Annotated in this window: 22 protein-coding genes; 5 read left to right on the top strand and 17 right to left on the bottom strand. The window is 34.3% G+C overall.

The annotated features are described in order from the left end of the window. Nucleotides 1-5 precede the first annotated feature (5 nt). The 11 genes from AC5YGD_RS01905 to AC5YGD_RS01855 all read right to left on the bottom strand — a co-directional run bounded on the left by AC5YGD_RS01905 (nt 6) and on the right by AC5YGD_RS01855 (nt 11,332). Nucleotides 6-1,421, bottom strand: a complete 1,416-nt coding sequence (locus tag AC5YGD_RS01905; protein ID WP_496141857.1) for a hypothetical protein — start codon at nt 1,419-1,421, stop codon at nt 6-8. Nucleotides 1,422-1,424: 3 nt separating this feature from the next. After that, nucleotides 1,425-2,438: a class II aldolase/adducin family protein gene (locus AC5YGD_RS01900; protein ID WP_496141856.1), complete on the bottom strand. Its 1,014-nt coding sequence runs from the start codon at nt 2,436-2,438 to the stop codon at nt 1,425-1,427. After that, a complete protein-coding gene (locus AC5YGD_RS01895; RefSeq protein ID WP_496141854.1) occupies nt 2,435-3,190 on the bottom strand; it encodes an HAD-IA family hydrolase in 756 nt (251 codons plus the stop codon). The genes AC5YGD_RS01900 and AC5YGD_RS01895 overlap by 4 nt, the downstream gene beginning before the upstream one ends. After that, entirely contained in the window at nt 3,187-5,238 is a 2,052-nt protein-coding gene (locus tag AC5YGD_RS01890; RefSeq protein ID WP_496141852.1) for a uridine kinase, read from the bottom strand. Before AC5YGD_RS01890 ends, AC5YGD_RS01895 begins: the two co-directional genes overlap by 4 nt. Then, complete coding sequence (locus tag AC5YGD_RS01885; protein WP_496141851.1) at nt 5,235-5,840, bottom strand: phosphatidylinositol-specific phospholipase C/glycerophosphodiester phosphodiesterase family protein; 606 nt, start codon at nt 5,838-5,840, stop codon at nt 5,235-5,237. The genes AC5YGD_RS01890 and AC5YGD_RS01885 overlap by 4 nt, the downstream gene beginning before the upstream one ends. After that, complete coding sequence (locus AC5YGD_RS01880) at nt 5,837-6,535, bottom strand: glycosyltransferase (RefSeq protein WP_496141850.1); 699 nt, start codon at nt 6,533-6,535, stop codon at nt 5,837-5,839. Before AC5YGD_RS01880 ends, AC5YGD_RS01885 begins: the two co-directional genes overlap by 4 nt. Continuing rightward, nucleotides 6,532-6,936, bottom strand: coding sequence for a GtrA family protein (locus tag AC5YGD_RS01875; protein ID WP_496141848.1), 405 nt, complete (start codon nt 6,934-6,936; stop codon nt 6,532-6,534). Before AC5YGD_RS01875 ends, AC5YGD_RS01880 begins: the two co-directional genes overlap by 4 nt. Next, nucleotides 6,933-8,603: a sugar phosphate nucleotidyltransferase gene (locus AC5YGD_RS01870; RefSeq protein ID WP_496141847.1), complete on the bottom strand. Its 1,671-nt coding sequence runs from the start codon at nt 8,601-8,603 to the stop codon at nt 6,933-6,935. Before AC5YGD_RS01870 ends, AC5YGD_RS01875 begins: the two co-directional genes overlap by 4 nt. A 274-nt stretch (nt 8,604-8,877) precedes the next feature. Then, entirely contained in the window at nt 8,878-9,768 is an 891-nt protein-coding gene (locus AC5YGD_RS01865; RefSeq protein WP_496141845.1) for an FkbM family methyltransferase, read from the bottom strand. Between the two features lie 39 nt (nt 9,769-9,807). After that, on the bottom strand, nt 9,808-10,578 hold the full coding sequence (locus AC5YGD_RS01860) for a hypothetical protein (RefSeq protein ID WP_496141844.1): 771 nt from the start codon (nt 10,576-10,578) through the stop codon (nt 9,808-9,810). Further along, nucleotides 10,562-11,332, bottom strand: a complete 771-nt coding sequence (locus AC5YGD_RS01855) for a hypothetical protein (RefSeq protein ID WP_496141842.1) — start codon at nt 11,330-11,332, stop codon at nt 10,562-10,564. The genes AC5YGD_RS01860 and AC5YGD_RS01855 overlap by 17 nt, the downstream gene beginning before the upstream one ends. Nucleotides 11,333-11,621: 289 nt before the next feature. Here AC5YGD_RS01855 and AC5YGD_RS01850 point away from each other — a divergent pair, with 289 nt between their 5' ends. The 4 genes from AC5YGD_RS01850 (at nt 11,622) to AC5YGD_RS01835 (ending at nt 15,015) form a co-directional block, all read left to right on the top strand. Then, nucleotides 11,622-13,232 carry a hydroxymethylglutaryl-CoA lyase-like TIM-barrel protein gene (locus AC5YGD_RS01850; RefSeq protein WP_496141841.1) on the top strand — a complete coding sequence of 537 codons (1,611 nt, stop codon included), beginning with the start codon at nt 11,622-11,624 and terminating at the stop codon, nt 13,230-13,232. After that, nucleotides 13,233-13,970, top strand: coding sequence for a 3-deoxy-manno-octulosonate cytidylyltransferase (kdsB, locus tag AC5YGD_RS01845; RefSeq protein WP_496141840.1), 738 nt, complete (start codon nt 13,233-13,235; stop codon nt 13,968-13,970). It abuts the gene before it with no gap. Further along, the gene (gene galU, locus AC5YGD_RS01840) at nt 13,963-14,793 is read left to right on the top strand and encodes a UTP--glucose-1-phosphate uridylyltransferase GalU (RefSeq protein ID WP_496141839.1); all 831 of its coding nucleotides are present in this window, start codon (nt 13,963-13,965) and stop codon (nt 14,791-14,793) included. Before kdsB ends, galU begins: the two co-directional genes overlap by 8 nt. 96 nt (nt 14,794-14,889) lie before the next feature. After that, entirely contained in the window at nt 14,890-15,015 is a 126-nt protein-coding gene (locus AC5YGD_RS01835) for a hypothetical protein (protein ID WP_496141838.1), read from the top strand. 239 nt (nt 15,016-15,254) lie between these two features. On the opposite strand, the gene AC5YGD_RS01830 is transcribed toward AC5YGD_RS01835, so the two are convergent. From AC5YGD_RS01830 to AC5YGD_RS01815, 4 genes are all read right to left on the bottom strand, one after another. After that, a complete protein-coding gene (locus tag AC5YGD_RS01830; protein WP_496141837.1) occupies nt 15,255-16,493 on the bottom strand; it encodes an O-antigen ligase family protein in 1,239 nt (412 codons plus the stop codon). Nucleotides 16,494-16,557: 64 nt separating this feature from the next. Next, nucleotides 16,558-17,661: a GDP-mannose 4,6-dehydratase gene (gmd, locus tag AC5YGD_RS01825; RefSeq protein WP_496142336.1), complete on the bottom strand. Its 1,104-nt coding sequence runs from the start codon at nt 17,659-17,661 to the stop codon at nt 16,558-16,560. Between the two features lie 27 nt (nt 17,662-17,688). Further along, nucleotides 17,689-18,672: an NAD-dependent epimerase/dehydratase family protein gene (locus AC5YGD_RS01820; protein WP_496141836.1), complete on the bottom strand. Its 984-nt coding sequence runs from the start codon at nt 18,670-18,672 to the stop codon at nt 17,689-17,691. Between the two features lie 42 nt (nt 18,673-18,714). Then, entirely contained in the window at nt 18,715-20,109 is a 1,395-nt protein-coding gene (locus tag AC5YGD_RS01815; protein ID WP_496141835.1) for a mannose-1-phosphate guanylyltransferase/mannose-6-phosphate isomerase, read from the bottom strand. Nucleotides 20,110-20,313: 204 nt separating this feature from the next. Between AC5YGD_RS01815 and AC5YGD_RS01810 the strand changes: the two genes are divergently transcribed. Further along, nucleotides 20,314-21,981, top strand: coding sequence for a glutamine--tRNA ligase/YqeY domain fusion protein (locus AC5YGD_RS01810; protein WP_496141833.1), 1,668 nt, complete (start codon nt 20,314-20,316; stop codon nt 21,979-21,981). Here the strand turns inward: AC5YGD_RS01810 and surE are convergent. After that, entirely contained in the window at nt 21,975-22,721 is a 747-nt protein-coding gene (gene surE, locus AC5YGD_RS01805) for a 5'/3'-nucleotidase SurE (protein WP_496141832.1), read from the bottom strand. The two genes, AC5YGD_RS01810 and surE, sit on opposite strands and share 7 nt — an antisense overlap. After that, nucleotides 22,721-24,940, bottom strand: coding sequence for an ATP-dependent Clp protease ATP-binding subunit ClpA (gene clpA / locus AC5YGD_RS01800; RefSeq protein ID WP_496141831.1), 2,220 nt, complete (start codon nt 24,938-24,940; stop codon nt 22,721-22,723). The genes surE and clpA overlap by 1 nt, the downstream gene beginning before the upstream one ends. Nucleotides 24,941-24,993 lie beyond the last annotated feature (53 nt).

The raw sequence follows: 24,993 nt of genomic DNA, 5'->3' as shown, positions 1-24,993 counted from the left end.
ATTATCTAATTCTTAATAGCAATTATTCCAAGGTCATTTTCAAAATATATAGCATACAAACTTGAAGTAGTTAAAGGCTGCCTATTTTGGGAGTTATTTGAAAGAACAATAACATCAAAGGTTTTTTTTTCTAACAAACTAGATAGAATATTATCATCTTTAGTTATCTCCCAATAAGTCCATAGACTATGAATAGGATTAAGTGTATTTAATTTTCGCGCTGCGCCATAAACTCCTGAGCCAGATAAAACTAAAGAGTTACTATCTAAGATAAGTGACGTAGCAGCTTTATTTAACTGTGTTGAGTTATTGATTTTTATAGCACTCTTGTAGAGATCGGGAGCCATTCCTAAAAAAACTACCCAGGAAATAATAATCAAAAGCATTTTGTCAAACTTCTGTATTAGGAAATAAAATAGTGGGAACAGTAGTATTAATCCTAACTCAGAATTGCCTTGATTTCCACCAGTTTTCCAAGAGCTGGCGAATGCAGCCATTGCCGATAAAACAACAAGAGTTGGCCAGGGCGTCTTAAGTAGATTTTTGAGAGAGATAAAATTAGTAATGGAGTCTATATTGACATATCCATATATTTGTAATGCGTACAATATAATAATTAATTGAACAATAGATATTACAAACTGAGCATGTACTAATGCCCATTGAGTTATTGGAATAAAACCATCATCTGATAAATTTGTTAAATTCCAAAAAAATAAAAATTCTTGTTGATAAAAAAGAAATAATACTAGTAATGAGAAGCATAGAGAGAGTGCTGTAAATTTTTGAAACTTAGAATTTCTACTAATTAGAGAATAAAATATCATTCCAATAGGAAAAATAATATACTGTTGTTTAAAAATTAAAGCACAGCCTGTAATGATAGCCCCAAAAACATAGGGCAAGTATTTAATCCTAGTATTATCGTCAGCTCTAGCAATAATAATCCCCAAAGAACCTAGTAAAAATGCAATTGTATCTGGTTTAAATGCGAGAGCATAAAACAGATAATGCTTACATAATACTAAGGAAAAAATCATTATTCCAATATAAAAGTTGTTAATATTTATATCTTTATAGACACTAGAAGTAATTCTTTTTTGCACCATAAAAAAAGACATAACAACTACAACTGTAATTATATGCATAGAATAAATAAGCAAATTATTAGGAACGATATTTTTAACCATTAAGGCAAGAAAAGCTACTCCAGGGAAATATGGACTATAGTCCGTTGGTATTGCAAGATTTGTATCAGGGTAAAGACTACCTAACAAACTGTATCTATCAGACATAGCAATTTGCTGAAGAAGCTCCCATCTAGCAATCTGTCCAAAGGATATAGTAGTTAAAATCAACGCTAAAACTAATAATAGAATTAAAGTTTGTGCGTTATTTTTTTTATTTGAATGATTTTCCATACTTTACTTTTCTATTGATTTTCTATATTTTTCAGCTTCCCAATTTAACAACTCTGAAATTTCTTGTTCATTAAGCACCTTAAGACGGATATCATATTTTTGGCGAACTAAAACATCATGGTAGCACTTTAACTGCAACTGTTTAGCCTTACTGAAGCCAGGTAAAGAAAAAACCCCCAGGTCTTTTAAAAAGACCAACTCAGGAGACGCACCCTTTTCTAAATGCTCTAAGAATGTTTCAACCGTATCATAACAATTTGGTTTTGGACCCAGAAAAACAACATGGTCAGGGTATAAAGCCCAATCTGCATTAAGTCGATTAAAAAGCTCAGGAATTAATGCTAAATTATGAGTCTCAAGATTATCAACGGGGATGTATTTCAGTGAAATTGGATTAGGGATCTTAATTAAAGTTTTATTAAATGTTGGCTCAATACTTAGCTCTGAAACTAAATTAAATAAAATATTGTTTACTTCACTAACGTTAGAACCTCCAATTACAATTCCATGATTTTGAAGAAAAATAATTTGCACCCCTAAATTATCATTAATTTTATTTGAAATTGCCCTTGCTAAATCAAATCCAGGTTTTTTATAGTCAACAAGAACCCAAGGAATATTATTTTTTAGTTTTTTACTAATTTCTTCGATTGGATCATTTCTAACTAGTAAAGTGAGGGCCTCAATTGCATGAACATGGACTACAACTCGAAAATCTAGAAGAGCATGTAATAATGTTTCAATTGATGGTCGTAATAAAGTCTCCCCTATAACTTTCGGAATAATGTTGAAGTTTCCTTCTTTTATTGCAGCTTTAAGATCATTCAATTCAACAGGTACAAAGATATTATCTGCTTTAGAGTCCGAAAGCCATGTTCCAGATGCTTTTACCCACAGCGTATTATCATCTTTCCATGAAATATTTCCTCCAGCTCCTTGAACAAGCATTGGATCAGCGCCAATAATAGAACAAAATTTAATAACTTCATTTCTGATGGCATCTGAATCTGAAATCAACTCTCACCTCCCTTTAATTTACTTATCAAACTCCTTACTTCAGAATACTCACTAAATGCAGCATCCGGTGCATTTTCTCGAATACCAAGGTCGACTCCCTTGTGAATTTTTTGTAACGTTATAGCATTAATTTGTTCACGAGCGCCTCTAATATCATTAACTGGATTATCTCCAATCATCCAAATACATTTGCCTTTTGGAGACATTTTTTGTAGTGCAATTTTAAATGGGGCTTTATGAGGCTTATCAAATCCAGCCTCTTCACTTGTCACAATATAATCAAAATAGTGGTCGAGGCCAAAATACACTATTTTACGAAATTGAAGCTGGGCTGTCATATCTGTAACGATAGCAGTTGGTATTCCATATAATCGTAAATCATCTAACAGTTCTTTGACATCTTCAAATAATATGGCATTACTTAAAAATGTTCGCCAATAAGTTTGCTCTAAATCTAGAGCAAGCAGAACCTGTGAACCAAGGCCCATGATTTCGAGCATTCGCTGCAAATACAAAAGTCGGCTATGCGATGACGCTGTTTGTTTGAGTCGAGATTTAACCTGAATTCTGGCTTCTTTAAAGGACTTATCAAACTCCTCTGGCTTGATTGAAAAATTATTAACTACTTTTTCTCTTACTGCTTGCATTGCTTTAAAATGAGCTGGATCATAGGGATACAATGTATTATCAGTATCAAAAAGAATAGCATCTGGAAGTTGGGTGAACTGCTTTTTAGAATAAAATTTAATCATATGAATCGTTTAATAAGAGCCTGGTTTATATGAGATAAAGTTATTAACTGCATTAATCCAATAACACCATCTTGCCATTTTGGATGAATGTCCAGAAAATCGAAAATACGTGGGCAGATCATTTGTGCTGCCAACGCAATATCTTCTGCACCAGTTTCTCCTTCGATCTTAAGTTCAACTTCTGAGCCATCACTGCTTGTTACCATATCTACGTGCAACCCACATACACCAATGAGTACTCTTGTTAAAGAGAGCTCATTAAGTCCATGGCAAGAACGAACAGTTAGTTTATATCGCAACTGCTGGATACTAGTTAGATCTTCAAGAATACGTGGATGAATTGGCTGAAGTGATAACACTAGATCTGCATGAGAAGCTTGCGGCCTAATAAAGCGCTTAGAATCATGCTCTCTTTTTTTGAATTCATTGAGAACTTGTTCAACTGAATAACCACGCTTATTAACATCTCTTTGAATTTTAAAGTATCGACGAAGATCTTCATCAATATCTAAGTAAACACTAAGATTGAAACACTCACGAAGAATTGGCAAGAATAATGCGTGCAGTCCACTTGCAAAAATAAAATCATTACTCTTAATAATAGACGGGCGACTCATGCGTCCAGTTTTGTGATTATAGTGTTTAGATTGGACGCTTTTTCCATCTGTTAAAGCAACTAAATCATTAGCAAATCCTTCAAGATCGTTTGCAATAGGATTTAAATGGGTCATGACCTGCCACATCGGCTTTTCCCTGTCCCATAAGTGATAATCATCTCCAGATAACGTTGCGACTGAATGATTACCAAATAACCCTTTAATAGCATCAGAAAAGGTATCTTTACCTGAGCCTGAATCACCAGCAATACCAATTATAAAAGGCTTTCGACTTAGACGAAAATAGTCATTACGACTAACTGTTTCATACCATATGCGTATCCCTAGTACAATCCCTATAGAGACCATAGCTGTATACACTAAAGATATTACATTACTACCAAGTTGCTCCATAGTATTGAAAAAACCAATATTAGCTAACTGCAACATGGCTCCAATATCTAAATTATTATTTAAAATACTACTCACAGCATATAGAACTGAAAATATTGCTGTCAGAAAAATAGCAACTCTGTCACTTGAAGCCTGATAGGATACGAGCAATGGAATAGTCCAAATAAACCAACCTGGTGAAGATGGTGTTAGAAGAACAACTAAGAGGAACGCCATTCCCAGCATGGCATAGAAGAGTTGAAAATTAAGTCGTCTTACTCGCCATGCTGCATAAAGCATTAGAAGATAAACTAATGGAACAAAATAAATTAGAGTATTAGCATCGAGGTTAATAGCTAGTCGATATATCTTTCCCATCTCTGGATTGTTAAAAAGCATACTCATACCTGAACTCGAAAAAAGGAATGGAAGTATTGTGGCAGTCGCACCAATAATTAGACCTTTAAGAAATTGTAATAAAAATTGCCGTAGTGAACGATTATGTAAAAGATAAATTATGAAGAAAGGCAATACTAACACCATACTAAATTTAGCTGAAATCGCTAAAATACAAGCAAATCCAGAATAGACTAATTGATTATGCTTAATAAAATAGAGCGACATAACTAAAAAAAGAATTGGAATAATATCGTTATATCCAAGAAGATAGCTTGCAACAATAACGATTGGTGAAAGCCAGTATGTTGCCAATAGAAGCCGGTCATGGCCAGAATGCATTTTTCGGAGTAAAAGTAAAAGTGAAAAATCAGCTGCAATCAAAGTAGCGCCATAACCATAAATTAGTGGCATTCCTACTAGCTTACAAAATGATATAAGTGGAACAAAAACCAACCAAATTACGTAGCCATATGGAAATGCTTCAGGCTGACCTCCTTGTTCTATCCAGACTTTCCAGGGATCAAGATTAAAATTCATAATACTTAAATCCAAAAATGGGATGTACCATTCAATAACAGGTAATGGTAATGCAATAAATACTAGTAATAATCGAACAATTAATCCAAGCAAGAAAAGAGGGTCTTTGAGTATTATTTTCATGTACAAAAACCCATTTTTTCCCATATATCAGGCCGCTTCGTACAAATAGCATCTGCAAGTATGCCTTTCTCATTTAGAGCTTTAGCTAAAAGAGGTATTGCTATCTCAGCATCTTTGCCCTGAAGCTCAGGAGAAACCAAGCATAGATTAAATCCACTTTTTTTTAAACGATAGCTTTCCCTTCGACTCAATGGAAAGTGTGTAAAACAATCTACCCATACCCAATCAACTTTACCTGCTAAAGATAATGCAGTTTCAATAAACTCAAATTCTGAAACTCTAACAGCACACCTATGCTCGTCTTGATTTGCCCATTTAATTAGAAAAGGGAATGATTGATCTAGAAAAAAATAGTTTTCAATTCCATATTTTTTCATCATAGAAATTAATCTTTCCTCAAGCCCCTCCTCTTTAACATTTAATATCAGCATCCCATGTTGATAGTTTGATATCCACTCTTCAAAGAGTTCTCCAGATAAAAAAGGCTCATGATGAATAATTAACTGCTCACCAAGGCTTCGAATATCAACCTCTACACCATATTTTATTGGCGTAGCCTTAAGACTTTCTATAGTATTACATCGATGTGAAATTAGTTTCATTGTTTTAAATTTTTACTTAGTTTAAAACTAAAATCAATGGTGCGTTTAATGAATTTTATTTTACTAGACCAGTTGACATTCCAGTTCGAAACTCCATGTACACGCCTATCAAACTTAACTGGAAAGCGATATATCTTCATATTTTTGCATCTAGCATGGTAATAAACATAAAGATCAAGTGAGAAGTCTGAGGGTGGTTCAATCCAAGTTTCAAAAAAATCAAGTGAAAAAATAGTTGGCTGAGCATTTATATCCCACATTGGCTTTCTTAGAAATATTGTTTCAAAAAAACTCATACCTAACGTAAATACTACATCTGTTAATGGGCGTCCAAAACGTCGGCCTTTAACAAATACTCCAGATCCATACTTATTAAATAGTTCAAAACCTCTGAGTGCATCCTTAGGATCTGTTTGCATATCAGCGTGAGTCCAGCCCAGAACGCTCCCTTTTGCCGCCTTAAGTCCAGTAAGAATACCCAAACCATAACCCTGATTTTTTTTAACGTGAACACTTCGACATCCTGGATAGTGAGGAAGAAGTTTTTTAAGAACTTCAGAACTATTATCTGTTGATCCATTATCAACTAAAATAACTTCAATATTAGAAACACTAGTCAGCTCCTTACAACGATCTAATAACAAAGGCAGATTTGCTGCTTCATTGAAACAAGGAATGACAAGAGAAAATTTCATAAAACTTCCTTAACAGATCTGGACTCGAATACAAAAAGCTTCATACCCATAAAGTTCAAAATAGCTGAAATCGCAGTAGCTATTATGAAAGCAATTTCAATAACCAACAATGAATCAATAAATAGATCCAAAACAAGTGAATTGATGAACACATTGGCACTCAAGGTTGCTGCGTATAAAATAACAAATCGCCAAGCACTTCCTGATAAATGAGCTTTGTGTCCAAAAGTCCAAAAACGGTTAGTAAAGTAGGCAAATACCGAGCCAGTTAGAAAACCTATTGCTTTTGAAATATCAATACCAACTATATCCATCCAAACTAAGCTACGATATGCCAGAAAATCAATCATTACGGTCAATGAGCCTACAACAACAAATATGGCTACCTCTCGTCTTATCATATATAGTCACCTGGTAACTCATCCAAAGAAACTTTGTATCTCTCTTTCAAATCATGAAGAGCATCATTCGAAACTCTAGAGTCTAGCTCCAAACGATAGGGATGATTAGTCCATTTATGAAAACAACTCTGCCAATATTCAAAAGTGCGTAAGTCATTTGGAGTTCCCCATGAAAGGAAATGATCTACCTCAAACAAATGACAGTTTAAACCAAGCTTAATAGCATCATTGATACATGAATCTATATAAAATTCTCCATTAATTCGACCATCTCGAGAAATTAAATTTTCGACAACCATATGAAAATCTTCAGCTCTTCGGAATGTAAAAGTACCAATAACTATCGGGTCAGTTGCTGGAGATTTAAGTGGTTTTTTAACTGATATTTCACTAATACTATCATTATCAGAATTGATCCAGCCAAACATTTTAGGACTTCGAACAGCATTAGCATGGCCACGATAGCCCCAGACAATAACATCTACATTAGGATTATCAGTAAAGAGTTGAAAAGCCTCAGAGTCATATAACACACCATTATCACATGCACCAAATGTAATTGGCCCAGGTATATTTCCAATGACCCCCTCAAGGGCTTTAAGTCCAATTGCAGCTGAACAAGCCTGGCCTTCTGTTATAGACGATACATTTTCAATTACTGCTTCTGGGTAAATAAATTTTAGTTCGTCAGAGATTTCTTGATATCCAGGCATATCACTCCTCAATACGAAAACATGATGACTTGCTGAAGGTAAATCATGAGTGGCTTGAGCAACCATAGGTTTCCCAGAAATAGAAATCAGTGGCTTAGTTGCAGAATATCCTTCATTCTTAAAGCGTTGCCCTAATCCTGCCATTGGGATTATTAATGACCCTTTTGGAGAAGTAAATTCAATTTCTTTATTTACCAAGCACTTAAATGCTGAAGACCATTCATTATATTCAGCAACATCATCAGGGGTCCCCCACTGCATAAAATGTTGAAGTGGATAAACTGCAACTGGATACTTATCTGAAATCAGGGTCTTGAAAGCAAGGCTTACATAGTACTCCCCAGCAATATTCAAATCCTGCTCCATAGTTCGACTGAAAGAATCACTCATAATCGCTCCTGAAGCAAAATAGTAGGTTCCACTTGAGGCAAACTCTTCCATGCGATTATCTGTAAATGGTTGCTTTTCCTGGATATCTAAAAGCAAACCATTGTTTTCACGCATATATGCATAATTAGTATTACCAAGCGTATGAGGATGAAAACCTTTATATGCAGGAATAGCACCTTTACAACCTGTTTTCGACACAAAATTCTTAAAATGAAGCCAGTCCCAATAGCAGGTAAAATCGCAATAATTGACAACAACTGGCCGCTCAAGATCAATTAAATGCTCAACTTGCCTTACTGCGTGAATTGGACCAAGTTTATGCGGAGGAATACCAAAGACTTGCCCTGAAGGACAGTATTTTTGAAGAATTGACTCCATATGCCAATCAGGGTTTGCAAGATGATCTTCATTGCATATAAAAATAAATTCTTGCTCACCAGGAAACATATCTATTATATGAGCAATGATAGGCTTTTGATCAATTTCAATTAGTGGCTTAGGAACTTCAAACCCCGCCCTTCGAAACCTTTCTCCATAACCAGACATTGGAATTACAATTTGCACAAAATTCTCATTTAATTTTCAAAACTATCCATTTTTTTTATTAAAGTTTAACAGCCTTCAATTAATAGTTGGTATTATAAATTAATGGTCGAATTTATTAGAAGCATTGAACTCCTAAATAATTAGTCTCAAAATTCACCTACCCTAAATCTTATTATAATTTTAATCTTAGGAAGCCTTTAAGAACGTTATAGGATCTTATTGATGAATATTTAATCCAAAAAATTAATCTTCCACAGAATGATTATTAATTGTTTCAATACACAAAAATAATTCAAATTTTTACCCATATTTGATTATAAGTACTTCCATGAGGCTCAAAATTATTAAACATGTCTCCATGAAGCTTATCTCTCAAAGTGAATCCATAACTGGTTAATAAATATTCTACTTTATTTGCTTGCTCATCAAAATTATCATTAACTTCTACTAATATGCTCTTACACGCCGGGTGTGTTAATGTCTTTTGTCCTCCCTCTATTATTAAGTGCTCAATACCATCTACATCCAACTTAACTAGATTAGGAACCGAAGTGATAAGCTTATCACTTAGCAATCGGTCTAAAGAAAATCCGACAACATCTATATCTATATTATTATCAATTTTCTTACCATCAAAACCAAATTCAACTCCAAATGATGACATTGAACCCCCCTCATCACCACTCCCATATTTAAAATTACTCAAACCAGTGATATTTGACAGTGGGTTAGTAACGACGCTAGTTAAGCCTTGACACTTATTAATATTTACATTCTTTAGTAGGAGCTTTAAATTTAAGAAAGAAGGCTCAAAAGCCACACATCTGCCATTGTTTAATTTATTATGATAAATAGAATATAAGCCTATATTTGAACCAATATCAAAAAGTACAGCCTCGTCTTGTCCAAACTCTTCAATCCATAATAACGTTTCTGGCTCTTTAATTGAAAAAGTTTTTGCACGAAATAAACACAAAGAATTGGGAGTATAAAAACTCATTTTTATATCTTTTCCATTATTTGCAGTGTGCTTCACAACTTCAATTAACCCATCTAAATGAGCTAGTTGAAAATCATTACTAAGGCCTCTAATACGACTACTTAATAAAGATAGTATTTTTATCCAATAATTAAAAATATAGATAGGAAGTAAAACACAAAATTTAATGATGCTTATTATCATAGCTTTTTTTTATTTTGAAAAATTCAATCTTACTTAATTTCATGAGTGATGAACATCTAAAAAATCATCTTTATAATTAAATACAATTGGCCTTATAAAAACACATCTAGATAGAATCGAAATATCCTCTATATTACTAATATTAATTATAATTGAACACCCTTGCTCCAAACTATACTGATTTTTATCTATTGAAAAATTAACTTTTTTAGACGTGGGATTTACAAAAAATAATTCAGTTTTCTTGAACTCTAAAAATGAATTTTGTATTCTATATCGATTTTTAAAAAAAGAACTTAACACCATACCTGAGCCATTAAACTTACCATCTATACTTTGATATTTAACAAAGCTATTACCATGTACAAATGAACTTAAGCTATTTTTAATTGAAAACCCTACATAACATCTATTCGATATAACTATATCTTTGATATTATCATTGTCACTTCGATGAAATATATAAAAAACGCCATATCCTTCCGTTCCATTTAAAAAATCCTTATCTATTAATAACTCATTAGAATAATTCAGTTGAGTAAATATTATTTTCTTTATTAATTCATTTTCATTAGAGTAGAAAATTAACTCAACAAAAGAACTTTCGATTTTAAAAAAAAGCCCTAAAATATCAGAATAATTAAACTTCGTTTTATATCCATTATCAGTTCTCCATGGAAAAGCATCACTAATTGAAACGCCTCCAACATCATTATATTTGTTATCTAAAATAACTTTACGATAACCAATAAAATTCCTTAATTTAACACCTGCAGCTGATCGCCCTATAGTTTTAATTAATGATTTCATAAAATTCTTGCTTGATCTTAGAGACCAATTGAAATTTGTCTTCGCTCATAATGTATTCATGAGGCGGGTGTGTGTGCTCTAAAGAAACATAATTTCCTTGTAAGGAGCAAAAAATTGGAACACCAATATACTTATCTGTAAATAGAAAAACTTCAGGCTTAATAAACTCTGGCTCCACGATAATCTCATTAAGAAAGTTAGTTAGTACTACTTCTCTTTTCAATACTTTTTTTGTTTTTAAATTCACAAAAAAAAACTCAAATTCTTCTTGGATAGGTAACTCATAAACATTTTTTAAAAAAAGAATATTTTTATCAGCCTCTTTATTAAGCAAAGAACTGAGAGGGCTTAAAATACTACCTTTTTTTGTTACCATAGAAAATGGGTATTCTGATTGATATGATGAAAACCCACCACCTTTAATAGAAACTTGAAGGTTTGCCCTATAAGCTGGACTAGTATCTGTGTAATTATTAAAATTGATTAATTTTGAATAATGATTATTTTTTAGTTGTAGAATTTCTTCTGGCGTTGCTAAACAAAAAATACTTCCGTTATCAATTAGATTGCTATCAATTTTGTAATAATCTCTATACAGCTCCATATCGGACAACTTATTTATGGCCCATTTTTGATTACTAATCTTTAATTGGAAAACCTTATACTTTTTATTAGAAGGATGAAAATTTTGAAAACGAGGAATAGTTAATTTCGAGTCTACATTAAAGCTTTTTATACCAAAAAAAAAATTCATGATTTACGCCTACTTTTCATATATAGTTCTGATAATGAAAATGATTTTAACAGATTAAATTTACTTAAGCCCTATTTTCCTGAATTGTGAAAAAAACCTCAATTCAGCTAACTCATGGAGTATTCCAATAATATTCAATATATAATCTACTGCCTGACTTTATAATTGTAAATGATGACCTTGAATATGCCAACATCAGCAAGAAATTCAACGAATGAGAGGTAATTAGTTTTTAACAAAAATTAAGATTAAGATTTATACTTAAAAAAATTTAAATTGGAGAAATATCATGCATCAACTAATTTTATTGGATTGCACTTTGCGAGATGGTGGCTACTATAATGCTTGGAATTTTGATCATAACCTTATACAAGAATATATTTATGCAGTTAATGATGCTGGTGTAGATATTGTTGAGCTTGGCTTTAGAACTTTAAACAAGCAAGGATTTAAAGGTGCTTGTGCATATACATCTGATTCCTTTATTGAGTCACTAGAGATTCCTAAAGATTTATCGCTATGTGTTATGATTAATGCGTCTGAGATTATTCATGATGGAAAATATAATGAGCAAAAATTAGCGCAGTTATTTCCCAATAATTCAGTTTCATCTAACATATCTATAGTTCGCATAGCCTCCCATACTTATGAGTTTGTCGAAGCCCTTCTTGCTGTTAACTTCTTAAGTGAAAAAGGATTTAAAGTTGGCTTTAATTTAATGCAAGTAAGTGAATCTTTGCCAAATGATCTAATCACTCTCTCTAAGGAGGCATCTAAATACCCAATTGATGTCCTATATTTTGCAGATAGTTTGGGTAATATGAATTCTGATAAAGTGAAGAGTGTAATTGACTTATTGAGAACACACTGGAAAGGCGAATTGGGCATTCATGCGCATGATAATATGGCAATGGGCCTCTCGAACAGCTTATTTGCTTTAACACAAGGAGCTACATGGGTTGATTCGACTGTTACAGGAATGGGAAGGGGCGCTGGCAATGTCAAGACTGAGCTTTTAGCAATTGAGATTTCTGATTTACGCAATAAAAAACTTAATATTAAACCTCTTATTTCTCTTGTTAATAAAAGATTTAAACGCTTAAAAGATAAGTACTCCTGGGGAACTAATCCATTTTATTATCTCTCAGGAAAAAATAGCGTTCATCCTACATATGTTCAGGAAATGATGTCAGATTCTAGATACAAAGCAGAGGATATTATTTCTGTCATAGAACATTTGGGTTCTAAAGGAGGAAAAAAATATTCAAAAAATATTTTAGGAGAATCTCGTAATTACTATTCTAAATCTCCTAAAGGAACTTGGTCTCCAGTTAAATTATTTCATGATAGGGAGGTTATGTTAATAGGCTCAGGCCCCGAAGCCTCCAATCATAAGAGAGCAATTGAAAAATATATAAAAGAAAAAAAACCTTTGGTACTTGCTCTTAACTCTCAGTCACCAATTATTAATGATCTAATTGATTTGCGAATAGCTTGCCACCCTTTACGTTTATTAACAGAATTTGAAAAGCTAATAAACTTATCTAAGCCTTTGATAGCACCCTTATCTTCGTTTCCAGATGATTTTTTAAAGCCTAACAATACTTTAAATATATTAGATTATGGACTTGGAGTTCAAAAAAATATAAACATATATAGTGAAAACTTTTGTATTTTAGCTAATCCACTTGTACTAAGCTATGCTCTTGCAGTAATAAGTAGTGGTAAAGCTAAAAATATTCTCTTAGCAGGTTTTGATGGGTACACTGCCGATGACCCAAGACGTATTGAAAATGATAAAATCTTTCAAGCCCATAAAATCACCGATCTTGCAGTAAGTTTGTTGGCAGTTACACCTTCATTATATAATATTGATTCAACGTCTATTTACGCTCTTTAAATGAAAACTGTTATAATTATTCCTGCGCGTTATAAGTCTTCTCGCTTCCCAGGTAAGCCACTAACTTCAATATTAGGTAAACCTATGATACTATGGGTGGCTGAGATATGTGCCCAAGCCTTACCTATTGAATTTGTATATATAGCAACTGATGACTTAAGAATTAAAAAGGTAGTAGAAGAGGCTGGTTTTAAGGTTGTAATGACTAGTGATAAAGCTCTTACTGGAACAGATCGTATTGCAGATGCAGCAACTCAAATAGATGCAGATATATATATTAATGTTCAAGGCGACGAACCCCTTCTTGATCCTAATGATATTTTGTCAATTATTGATGCAAAAAAGAAGCATCCAAATGATATCATTAATGGTTATTGCAAGATTGCTGAGAATGAAGATCTTGAAAGTTTAAATATCCCTAAGGTTGTTTTTAATGAAAAAAACCAAATGATTTATATGTCTCGACATTTGATACCAGGAACAAAATCGAAAAAAATTAAACCTCCAAGCTACTTTAAACAAGTCTGTATTTATGCATTTAATAAGAATGAATTATCAGATTTTGTAAACTTTGGAAGAAAGGGAACAATTGAGCTTTATGAAGATATTGAAATACTTAGATTTTTAGATATTGGATCAAAAATAAGGGTAGTTGAGACTAAAAGTTCTAGTTTGGCAGTTGATATACCTGAAGATGTTAAAAAAGTTGAAGAAGTACTATTGAAAAAAAATGATTAAAAAATGCCTTTTCCCAGCAGCTGGCTACGGAACTCGCTTTTTACCTGCCACCAAAGCAGTGCCCAAAGAAATGCTTCCAATTCTTACTAAGCCTTTATTGCAATATGGGGTGGAAGAAGCAATATCTGCTGGCATAACTAATATGGCAATAGTTACAGGCAGAGGTAAAAGGGCAATTGAAGATCACTTTGATAATTCATTTGAGCTTGAAGCTCAATTAAGTGGTACTCCAAAAGATCACTATCTAAAGAAAATAAAGGGAATAATTAACGGGTCTACCTTTACTTATGTTCGCCAGAAATATATGCTTGGATTGGGTCATGCCATCCTTGCAGGTGAGCCGCTTATTGGAAACGAGCCTTTTGCTGTAATTCTGGCAGATGACCTATGTAATTGCAATAAAAATGGAGTTACTTCACAATTACTTGAAATATATGCCCGATATAAATGCTCAGTTGTGGCTATTGAAGAAGTCCCAATGGACCAAACTAGCAATTATGGAATTATTACTGGCAATCTAATCGATAATTCAAATAACATATATAAAGTTACAAAAATGATTGAAAAACCTGATGAAAAGAATGCTCCAAGCAATATGGCAATTATTGGCCGCTACATTCTAACTCCTGATATTTTTAATATTCTTAAAAATATCAAGCCAGGCAAAAATGGAGAAATACAAATTACTGATGCCCTTAACATTCAAGCAAAAAAAGGCAAGGTTATTGCGTATAAATTCGAAGGAAAGCGCTTTGACTGTGGAAGCATAAAAGGATATGTAGAAGCCACTAACTTCCTTGCTAGAAAAAAAGGAATTATTTAATAAAAGAGTACTATGAATGTTATTTATATAAGATGGGTAAAAAGTTCTCAGCAGAATATGTAAAGCGTATATTTGCAAAGTTATTTCGAAATACAAATGTTTAGATTTGTATGCTTTAATGAAAATAGTAGTGTTTTTAGACCAGAAGTTGAGATACAAAGTCTTCCAGAGCTTGAGATTACAGCTGGATTTCAAGAGCATGAACGGATGAAACTCACTTAGGCTATTCTGGCACAACACTTTTTCTTGAATTATATGTCGTAATTGTTGGAAACCTAGATGTATTTTTCAGTCAGCCTGATGAATTTCTAATTGCACATGGCAAAAAAACCCAAATAAACTAAAAGGAAACTTTTTAGTATTTTCGATTTGAGATAGGAAAATACTCGAATACTTTGAACAAAACTCTATGTAAATAAAAAATTCATTCATTTAACAACATTAAAGATAGTCTGTTACATTTATGGTGAAGCTAAGACTTTATTAGTTTGTATTAAAAAAATAATCAAGAAAAATATATAAAATCCATTCATGTAAGTGTCGCCAAATAATATATTAACCATACCATGGGCTATATAACCAAAAATTAGAAAAGAACCCGCAGTAAATAAAGGGTTTTTACGATCCTGGCGATTTGATTTTATGAATATAGTAAGTGGGACAAATAGTATTACAAAAAGTGCGCCTAGTAAAACTAGGCCACCATTATAATAAGTAGTTAAAAAAATATTATGCAGATGGTTAAATCTCGATGAAATTCTTCCACTAATAGTTGAATCATTTTTAAATAAATTAATATTTGAGGTTCGAAGTCCATAACCAAAAAAAGGAACGTCTTCAATATTATTAATTGCTTTCTTGTACATTTCCAATCTTAGGCCAACAGAATTTATAGAAGAGCCTTCCTCTCCAGACATCCAATTTGAAGTTTGTGTGTATGCAAGACTCGCTCTATCCTTAACCCCTTGATTCGAACTAACTAAAGAAATTACAACAGAAATAATTATTACTGTAATAATTTTTGACCTCATGCTTAATTTGGGTGTTTGTTTATAAAAAAAATAAATATACACTCCTGATAATGTTAAAAATGATAACCAGGCACCGCGAGTACCTGAAGCTATGATTGCTAAAAGTCCAAATGATAATGTTAAGAGGGTGAATACTTTATGCTTGAATGATTCATTTGAAAGAAAAGCAAGCACAATAAAAAATAAGGATACTGAAAGATTACCAAATACACCAGCATTTATAACACCTATATTGCCAGGTCCTCTGTTAACTCCAGATGATAAATGATCATATGCAATTAATCCTAAAACCAATAATGAGACTTTAACGCCCATTAATAAATAATTAATATTTATATCTGCCTTGTATATTGTGAGCGCAATGAATGGGGCACATAAAAAATAAAAATCTCTGGGAATATAATGAGCTATTTCTAATGGGTATCCTGAAAAAACTACTGATAAACAAATAGCTATGAAGTATCCAATAGTTATATAAGACAAGACTTTGGTCTCTTTAATCCGAAATGGAGATAATTTTTGCGAAAAGGCAATAAACATCCCAATCATTGCTAGGATAGATAAAACTATATCGCCCACAACCTGCAATGAATTAATAACGATTGGAAAAATAAAGATCAGTACATTTACTACTCGAGAGTAGTTTTGACCTAATGATTGTTCTATCATGGAAAGCTAATATTTAATGATTTGAATTTCAAACTATTTTACATGCAAAATATATTTTTGAAACCTATGATGAAAAACCATTTTCTAATAGTAGCGAGGCCTTCTGAGCTAACTGTAGATCTGATGCCACCATTTCAGAACACATCTCTTGGGCTGAAACTTGCGGTTTCCACCCAAGAACCTTTCCTGCCTTTGTCGGGTCCCCAAGCAAAGTCTCAACTTCAAGAGGCCTAAAATATCTCTCATCGATTTTTATAATTACGTCTCCGACTGATAATGATGGACATTTATCACCTAGAATTTTTCTAACAACTCCTAACTCATTTAAGCCTTGGCCTTCAAACTCTATTATCAATCCTAATTCTTTTGCAGACCAAAGTATAAAGTCACGAACACTATATTGAACGCCCGTTGCAATTACAAAATCTTCAGGATAATCCTGTTGCAACATCATCCATTGCATACGAACATAATCACGCGCATGACCCCAATCACGAAGTGCATCTAAGTTACCCATATACAAGCACTTTTCCAACCCTACTGCAATATTTGTTAGCCCGCGAGTTATCTTTCTTGTAACAAAAGTTTCACCTCGCCTAGGGCTTTCATGATTAAAAAGAATTCCATTACATGCAAAGATTCCATAGGCCTTTCTATAGTTTTCAACAATCCAATAGGCGTAGAGTTTAGCAACTGCATATGGACTTTGAGGATTAAAAGGTGTTTTTTCTGTTTGAGGAGATTCTTGAGCGTTACCATATAGTTCAGAGGTTGAAGCTTGATAATATCTTGTCTTTTTTTCAAGACCGAGGATTCTAATAGCCTCCAAAATTCTAAGCGCACCCAAAGCATCTACATCTGCTGTATATTCTGGGCTATCAAAGCTAACAGCAACATGACTCTGAGCACCTAGATTATATATTTCATCAGGCTTTATTTCTTGAATAATACGAATCAGATTACTTGAATCTGTTAGGTCTCCATAATGTAAATTTAAATTTAAATTATCTTCATGTGGATCCTGATAAATGTGATCGAGGCGTTGAGTATTGAATGAACTTGAGCGGCGTTTTATACCATGCACTTCATACCCCTTCTCCAAGAGTAGCTCTGCCAAATAAGATCCATCTTGTCCAGTAATTCCAGTAATCAATGCAATTTTCTTTATACTATTCATAACCTCTAATTTTATAAACTAATCTGATCTCAATATGTTCTTATTTTTTAAATAATCATTATAAGTAAGGGTAAGTCCATCTTCTAAGCTAACAGTTGCTCTCCAGCCAAGAGATTCAATGAGCGAGCTGTCCATTAATTTACGGGACACGCCATCAGGCTTTTTCAAATCAAAGATTATTTTACCTTCATACCCTACTATTTTTACCAGTTGTTTAGCAAGCTTTTTAATAGTCACATCACTCCCAAATCCAATATTAATATGGCTCATCATTTCCTCTGTATGTTCAATGTATTGAGCTAAATCTAGATTCATAACATGAATAATGGCTTCTGACATATCATCAATATATACAAACTCCCTTCTAGGCCGCCCAGAACCCCACACTACAACTTCAGAAATTTGATTAGCCTTAGCATCATGAATTTTACGAATTAAAGCTGGGATTACATGACTGTTTTTCAAGTGGTAATTGTCACCAGGCCCATAAAGACTTGCAGGTATGACAGTGCGATAATCAGTTCCATGACTTTTTCTGTATTGGCGATTATAACTTTCGCACAATTTGATGCCTGCAATCTTGGCAATCGCATAAGGCTCATTAGTTGCTTCCACTTGGCCACTTAACATTGCATTTTCTTTAATTAATTGATTGGGAAGTACTGGATAGATGCAGCTTGAACCTAATAATATAAGTTTTTTAACTCCAACCTTCCAAGCATTATGAATAACATTGGACTCTATCATTAAATTATCATATATAAAATCAGCAGGAAAAGTATTGTTTGCATGAACGCCGCCAACTTTTGCCGCGCATAAATAAACCTGGTCTGGCTTCTCAACTTCAAAAAATTTTTGAACTTGACTCTGATTTTTTAGGTCTAATTCGTCATGTGAACGAGTTAATATATTATTGTATCCAAGACTTTTAAGCTTTCGAACAATGGCTGAACCAATCATACCTCGGTGTCCAGCGACATAAATTTTTGTATTTTCGATCATTTAGTTTCCAATAAAAATAGTTTTAATTAATTTAGTTTACTTTTAAGAGCGCCCATAAACATCCTCAAAGCGAACAATATCATCCTCACCAAGATAACTGCCCGACTGAACTTCTATTAATTCAAGCTCTACTTTTCCAGGATTTTCAAGTGCATGAACAACCCCAACTGGTATGTATGTAGATTCATTTTCAGAAAGTAAAAAGGTTTTATCACCATTAGTCACCTTAGCCTCACCAGACACTACAATCCAATGCTCAGCTCGATGATTATGCATTTGAACACTTAGTTTCGCGCCAGGCTTTACTGTAATTCGTTTAGCTTGGTAATTCTCACCAGTATCAATTAAATCATACTTACCCCATGGACGATAAACTTCTCGGTGCAGCTCCCATTCATTGCGTGAACTGTTTTTTACTTTATCCACTATAACCTTTATATCCTGGACACTATCTTTGTGGGAGACCATTAGGACATCTTTGGTAGAAACAATCACTAAATCATCTACGCCAATAACAGCAACTAATTTACCATCAGTTCTTACATAGGAATTATTTGCGCTATGAAGCATAACGTCACCATGAGTGACATTTCCATTAACATCCTTTTTACTAATACCCCAAAGTGATGACCAAGAGCCTATATCACTCCAACCTGCATCCAATGGAACGACCACAGCATCTTTAGTTTTTTCCATAACAGCATAATCAGCGGATTCACTGGGGCATGATTCAAACTTTACTTTATTAACCCTCAAAAAATCTAAATCTGTTTGCATGTCCACTATTGAAGATTTGCAGGCTTGATAGATATCAGGACGAAAGTTCTTTAACTCTTCTAAATACTTACTGGTTTTAAATAGAAAGATTCCACTATTCCAGTAATAGCCTCCCGAGCTGACATAATCTTGGGCCAATTCAGTAGATGGCTTCTCTACAAACTGATCTACAGCAAAACCGGCATTGTTCTTTTCACCTTTTTTAATGTAACCATAACCAGTATGCGCTTCATTTGGTTCTATTCCAAAGGTTACAAGTTTTCCAGACTCAGCCAACGGAACAGCATCACATACCGCCCTAGTAAATGCAGCTTCATCTTTAATCACATGGTCAGCAGCAAGCACTAATAGTAAAGGGTCATCTTCGACTGAAAAAGCCGCAAGAGCAATCGCTGGAGCAGTATTACGGCCTATGGGTTCTAAAATAATAGATCCTAGTTTATCTATTTCACGGAGCTGCTCTGCAACAAAGAATCGATGCTCTTCATTGCATATTGTTACAGACGAGTGAACATCTAACTTCGCAAGTCTCTTTACGGTGGCTTGAAGCATAGTATCTTCACCATGAAGTGGCAAAAACTGCTTAGGATGGGAAGCCCTGGATAATGGCCACAATCTAGTGCCAGATCCGCCTGCCATAATCACTGCGCAAATACTCAAACTATTTTCCTCATTGTTAATAGATTTGCCATCTATATTAGAACATAATAAACACTGGGAATTTTATTTTTTAGATACAAATAAGAAATAAAAATCAGTACATTTATAAATCGACAGCATTCTTTTCCAATTTTTGCTCAACCATAGATTGCCAAAGTTTAATGATATAATGTTGCGATTATTTTACAGGTAAAAGTTGTAGCAATGAGTGACACCATTCCAGTAATAAAACCTAAGAATTTTATTCGAAATCAAATTAATATTGATTTAGATTCTGGGCTTCACAGCTCTGTCCTCACACGCTTCCCTCCAGAACCAAATGGATACCTTCACATTGGTCACGCTAAATCGATATACCTCAACTTTGGAACAGCCAAAGATTATGATGGCTTATGCAATCTTAGGTTTGATGATACTAACCCTTCTAAAGAAGATATTGAGTATGTTAAATCAATAAAAAAAGATATACAGTGGCTTGGGTTTGAATGGAATGGAGAGGTTAAATACAGCTCTAGTTACTTTGATATCTTTTATAAATGCGCTGAAGAACTTATTTCCAAGGGGCTTGCATATGTCTGCTTTTTGAGTGCTGATGAAACTCGAGAATATAGGGGTACACTAAAGAATTCTGGAAAAAATAGCCCATATCGTGATACTAGTATTGAACATAATCAAAAACTCTTTAATAGAATGAAAGCAGGTGAGTTAAAAGAAGGTGAATGCGTATTAAGAGCTAAAATTGATATGTCATCTAGCTTTATGTGTATGCGTGATCCAACCCTTTATCGTATCCGTTTTGAAACACATCATCAGACACATGATGCCTGGTGTATTTATCCTATGTATGATTTTGCCCATTGCCTTGGTGACGCTATTGAGGGTGTCACTCATTCACTTTGTACTTTAGAATTTCAAGACAACCGAAGAATTTATGATTGGACCCTTGAAAATATAGATCAGTTTAATGTTCCAAATCGACCGCACCAGTATGAATTTTCTCGCCTAAATCTGGAGTACGCATCAACATCGAAAAGAAAACTAAAGCTCTTAGTTGATAATAATCATGTCTCTGGCTGGAATGACCCTAGAATGCCTACAATTTCAGGACTGCGCCGAAGAGGCTATTCTCCCGCATCAATAAAAGACTTTTCAGAGCGCGTTGGAGTTTCAAAAGTTGACAGCTTGACGGATATTTCAATTTTAGAATCTTCCATTAGAGATAATCTAAATATAACTTCTCCTCGAACAATGGCAGTAATTAATCCAATAAAACTGGTGATTGAAAACTACCCCGTAGGCGAAATTGAATCTCTTAAAGCTCCAGTCCATCCTCAAAATAAGGCTATGGGGACTAGGGAGATTTTCTTTAGTCGTGAGATATACATTGATAAATATGACTTTTTAGAAGAAGCGCCAAGCAATAAATACAAGCGACTAGCAATCAATAAAGAGGTGCGCCTTAGAAACGCCTATGTTGTCAAAGCAACTCATTTTGATAGTGATAAAGATGGTAATATTAAAACCGTCTACTGCAGTTATGATTCTCATACTTTAGGCAAGAACCCAGCAGATGGAAGGAAGGTCAAGGGCGTAATTCATTTTGTTGAGTTGAGGAAGGCTGTTAGCGCTGAATTTAGAATTTATGATCGCCTTTTTTTAGATCCAAATCCAACTAATTTTGACGATTTATCATCTTCAATTAATCCCAACTCCCTTGAGATAAAAAATGGATTTGTTGAGCCAAGCTTAGCAAGTGCAGAAGTCGAAATGGCATACCAGTTTGAGCGAGAAGGATACTTTTGCAGAGACAGTGAGTCTGAAGGACTAGTTTTTAATAAAACAGTTGGGCTCAGAGATACCTGGAATCAATAATCTATTTTTTGAAGCCAGTCATTCACTCGCTTTACTTCTGAGTGTCTAGTTGTATCAATCTGAAGAGGGGTTACTGAAACAAAGTTATTGGAAATTGCATGAAAATCTGTGCCCTCTAAATTGTCAGCCTCCTTTCCATTTTCACCAATCCAATATATAGACGGATCTTTTTTATCCTTTATACTTGGTTCAGATTTATGCCTACTTCCTAAACGAGTACTCTTAATACCTTTAATTTCTCTAAGATGAATATCTGGGACATTAACATTAAGTATAGTGTTGTAAGATAGTTCAGATTTATCAATTTGAGTAACTAACTTCTTTGCAATCTCACCCGCTGTTTCAAAGTGATTACACTGCCAACTAGCTAACGACATTGCAATTGATGGAAGTCCTAAAAAGCGCCCTTCTATAGCACCAGCAACGGTTCCAGAATAGATGGTATCATCCCCCAGGTTTGCACCAAAGTTAATACCAGTTACCACCAAATCAATTGACTCCTTTATAAAACCACATAACGCTAAATGAACGCAATCAGTTGGCGTTGCATCTACGGCATAAATATTTTTTTCAATTTGGATTGGTTTTAATGGCCTTCCAAGAGTTAATGAGCTACTTGCTGCAGACTTGTTCTCACTTGGAGCGACAACAATTACTTCTGCAATTTCACTCAGAGATTTTGTAAGCTGTTTGATGCCCTTGGCCTGGTAGCCATCATCATTACTTATAAGAATTCTCATTAACTGATTGTTAAGGCAATCTTATCTTTACTAACACCTACTTTAACAGTTCCGCCATGGCTTAGCTTACCAAAAAGAAGCTCGTCAGCGAGAGGTTTACGAATCTCTCTTTCTATTAGCCTCATCATTGGGCGGGCACCCATCATAGAGTCATAGCCATTTTCTGCAAGCCATTTTCGAGCTGCATCTGAGACGATTAGTGAAACATTTTTTTTCTCAAGGACGTCTTCAAGCTCAAAAAGAAATTTATTGACTACAAAGACAACAACCTCTTCATTAAGCTTATTAAAGTAAATAATTTCTGAGAGGCGGTTTCTGAATTCTGGCGTAAATATCTTTTTAAGTTCGCCTTCATAATCAAGTGAGTGATCTTGTTCATTAAAACCTATGGAAGCTCTTTGAACATTTTGAGCGCCTACATTAGAAGTCATAACAAGTATTACATTACTGAAGTCAACTTCACGGCCATTAGCATCAGTAAGCTTCCCATGATCCATCACTTGCAGTAGGATATTGAAGATATCAGGATGAGCTTTTTCTATCTCATCCAACAAAAGCACCGCATAAGGATTACTATTAACTGCCTCAGTTAACAGCCCTCCCTCGTCATAACCTACATAACCTGGAGGAGAGCCAATAAGTTTAGATATAGCATGCCTCTCCATATACTCAGACATATCAAATCTCAATAATTTGACGCCCATAATCCTTGATAGCTGCTTACAAATTTCAGTTTTGCCAACGCCTGTAGGGCCAGCAAATAAAAAAGAGCCCATTGGCTGCTCAACCGGAGAAAGTCCAGAGCGAGAAAGCTTTATAGCAGTTGATAAAGACTCTACAGCATTATCTTGGCCAAATACGCCGAGTTTAAGATCACTCTCAAGGCTTTTAAGTAAAGACTTGTCGTCACTAGTAACTTGGCGAGAAGGAATGCGGGCAAGCTTTGCAACAATATTTTCGATATCCGGCACGCCAATATTGACCTTTCGCTTTGATTTAGGAAGTATCTGCTGAAGGGCGCCAACCTCATCAATGACGTCTATCGCTTTATCTGGAAGGCGCCTGTCTCCAATATGTCGATGCGTTAACTCTGCTGCAGAAACTAAAGATGCAGCTGAATATTTAACCTTGTGATGTGCTTGATAATATTTTTTTAGTCCATGCAAAATTTTAATTGTATCTTCAACGGAAGGCTCCTCAATATCCACTTTTTGAAAACGCCTTGTGAGCGCATGATCTTTTTCAAAAATCTTACGATATTCATCATAAGTTGTAGACCCTATACACTTAAGAGATCCATCTGCCAGAGCCGGCTTAAGAAGGTTAGATGCATCCAAGGAGCCACCAGAAACGCTTCCAGCGCCAATCAAGGTATGAATTTCATCAATAAAAAGCACTGAATTTTTATCTTTTTCTAGATCTGTAAGTACTGACTTTAATCGCTTTTCAAAGTCACCCCTATACTTTGTGCCCGCAATTAGTACCCCAACATCTAAAGAATATATGGTTGTATTCTTTAATATTTCGGGAACCTGTCCATCCACTATCCTTTTAGCTAGACCTTGAGCTATGGCAGTCTTACCAACACCAGCCTGCCCTACAAGTAACGGGTTATTTTTGCGCCGTCTTGATAAAATTTGTACCGTTCTAAGAACCTCTTCTTCTCTACCAAGAAGGGGATCAATTTCACCAAGCCTGGCTTTTTCACATAAATTAGTTGTAAAAGACTCCAGAGAAGACGGCTTAGCTTGCTTATCACCTTCAACTTTTTTTGTTTCTTCAACTGGATTGTCAGCTAGATGAGAAGAAATCCCCTCCATAACATCCAACCTGGAAATGTTATTTAATTTCAGCATGTAGACAGCGTGCGATTCTTTTTCAGAAAAAATACTTACAAAGACATTCATGGCGTTAACAGAATTTTTTTGCGCAGACTGTGCCTGATAAACACTCCTTTGTAGGACTCTTTGAAACCCAACTGTTGGAACTATATCTATTTCAGCATCTTCAGAAATAATTGGTGTATGTGAGTCAATATATTGGTCAAGTTCAGCGCGAAGTTCATCGATGTTGACTCGCTTCCCGCGAAGAAATGCAATAACCTCATCCATATTAAGAAGGGCTAGCAATAAATGTTCTACCGTTACGAACTCAAGGCGACGATTTCTAGCCTCAGTCATCACCATATTAATCTCTTGCTGTAATCCTTGTTCAATCATAAAATACTGTTTTTGTTATTAACTTAATTAATACTCAATTTTAACACCACTAT

The sequence above is a fragment of the Candidatus Pseudothioglobus sp. uisw_070 genome (assembly GCF_059512545.2).
This window is presented reverse-complemented; position numbering and strand designations above follow the sequence as displayed.

What these genes read in the sequence shown, in the direction of transcription:
- AC5YGD_RS01855 (WP_496141842.1), bottom strand. Translation starts at nt 11,332, where the DNA reads ATGAATTTTTTTTTTGGTATAAAAAGCTTTAATGTAGACTCGAAATTA.
- AC5YGD_RS01810 (WP_496141833.1), top strand. Translation starts at nt 20,314, where the DNA reads ATGAGTGACACCATTCCAGTAATAAAACCTAAGAATTTTATTCGAAAT.
- AC5YGD_RS01875 (WP_496141848.1), bottom strand. Translation starts at nt 6,936, where the DNA reads ATGATAAGACGAGAGGTAGCCATATTTGTTGTTGTAGGCTCATTGACC.
- surE (WP_496141832.1), bottom strand. Translation starts at nt 22,721, where the DNA reads ATGAGAATTCTTATAAGTAATGATGATGGCTACCAGGCCAAGGGCATC.
- AC5YGD_RS01885 (WP_496141851.1), bottom strand. Translation starts at nt 5,840, where the DNA reads ATGAAACTAATTTCACATCGATGTAATACTATAGAAAGTCTTAAGGCT.
- AC5YGD_RS01890 (WP_496141852.1), bottom strand. Translation starts at nt 5,238, where the DNA reads ATGAAAATAATACTCAAAGACCCTCTTTTCTTGCTTGGATTAATTGTT.
- clpA (WP_496141831.1), bottom strand. Translation starts at nt 24,940, where the DNA reads ATGATTGAACAAGGATTACAGCAAGAGATTAATATGGTGATGACTGAG.
- AC5YGD_RS01880 (WP_496141850.1), bottom strand. Translation starts at nt 6,535, where the DNA reads ATGAAATTTTCTCTTGTCATTCCTTGTTTCAATGAAGCAGCAAATCTG.
- AC5YGD_RS01835 (WP_496141838.1), top strand. Translation starts at nt 14,890, where the DNA reads ATGTTTAGATTTGTATGCTTTAATGAAAATAGTAGTGTTTTTAGACCA.
- AC5YGD_RS01820 (WP_496141836.1), bottom strand. Translation starts at nt 18,672, where the DNA reads ATGATCGAAAATACAAAAATTTATGTCGCTGGACACCGAGGTATGATT.
- AC5YGD_RS01850 (WP_496141841.1), top strand. Translation starts at nt 11,622, where the DNA reads ATGCATCAACTAATTTTATTGGATTGCACTTTGCGAGATGGTGGCTAC.
- AC5YGD_RS01895 (WP_496141854.1), bottom strand. Translation starts at nt 3,190, where the DNA reads ATGATTAAATTTTATTCTAAAAAGCAGTTCACCCAACTTCCAGATGCT.
- kdsB (WP_496141840.1), top strand. Translation starts at nt 13,233, where the DNA reads ATGAAAACTGTTATAATTATTCCTGCGCGTTATAAGTCTTCTCGCTTC.
- AC5YGD_RS01905 (WP_496141857.1), bottom strand. Translation starts at nt 1,421, where the DNA reads ATGGAAAATCATTCAAATAAAAAAAATAACGCACAAACTTTAATTCTA.
- AC5YGD_RS01830 (WP_496141837.1), bottom strand. Translation starts at nt 16,493, where the DNA reads ATGATAGAACAATCATTAGGTCAAAACTACTCTCGAGTAGTAAATGTA.
- galU (WP_496141839.1), top strand. Translation starts at nt 13,963, where the DNA reads ATGATTAAAAAATGCCTTTTCCCAGCAGCTGGCTACGGAACTCGCTTT.
- AC5YGD_RS01860 (WP_496141844.1), bottom strand. Translation starts at nt 10,578, where the DNA reads ATGAAATCATTAATTAAAACTATAGGGCGATCAGCTGCAGGTGTTAAA.
- AC5YGD_RS01865 (WP_496141845.1), bottom strand. Translation starts at nt 9,768, where the DNA reads ATGATAATAAGCATCATTAAATTTTGTGTTTTACTTCCTATCTATATT.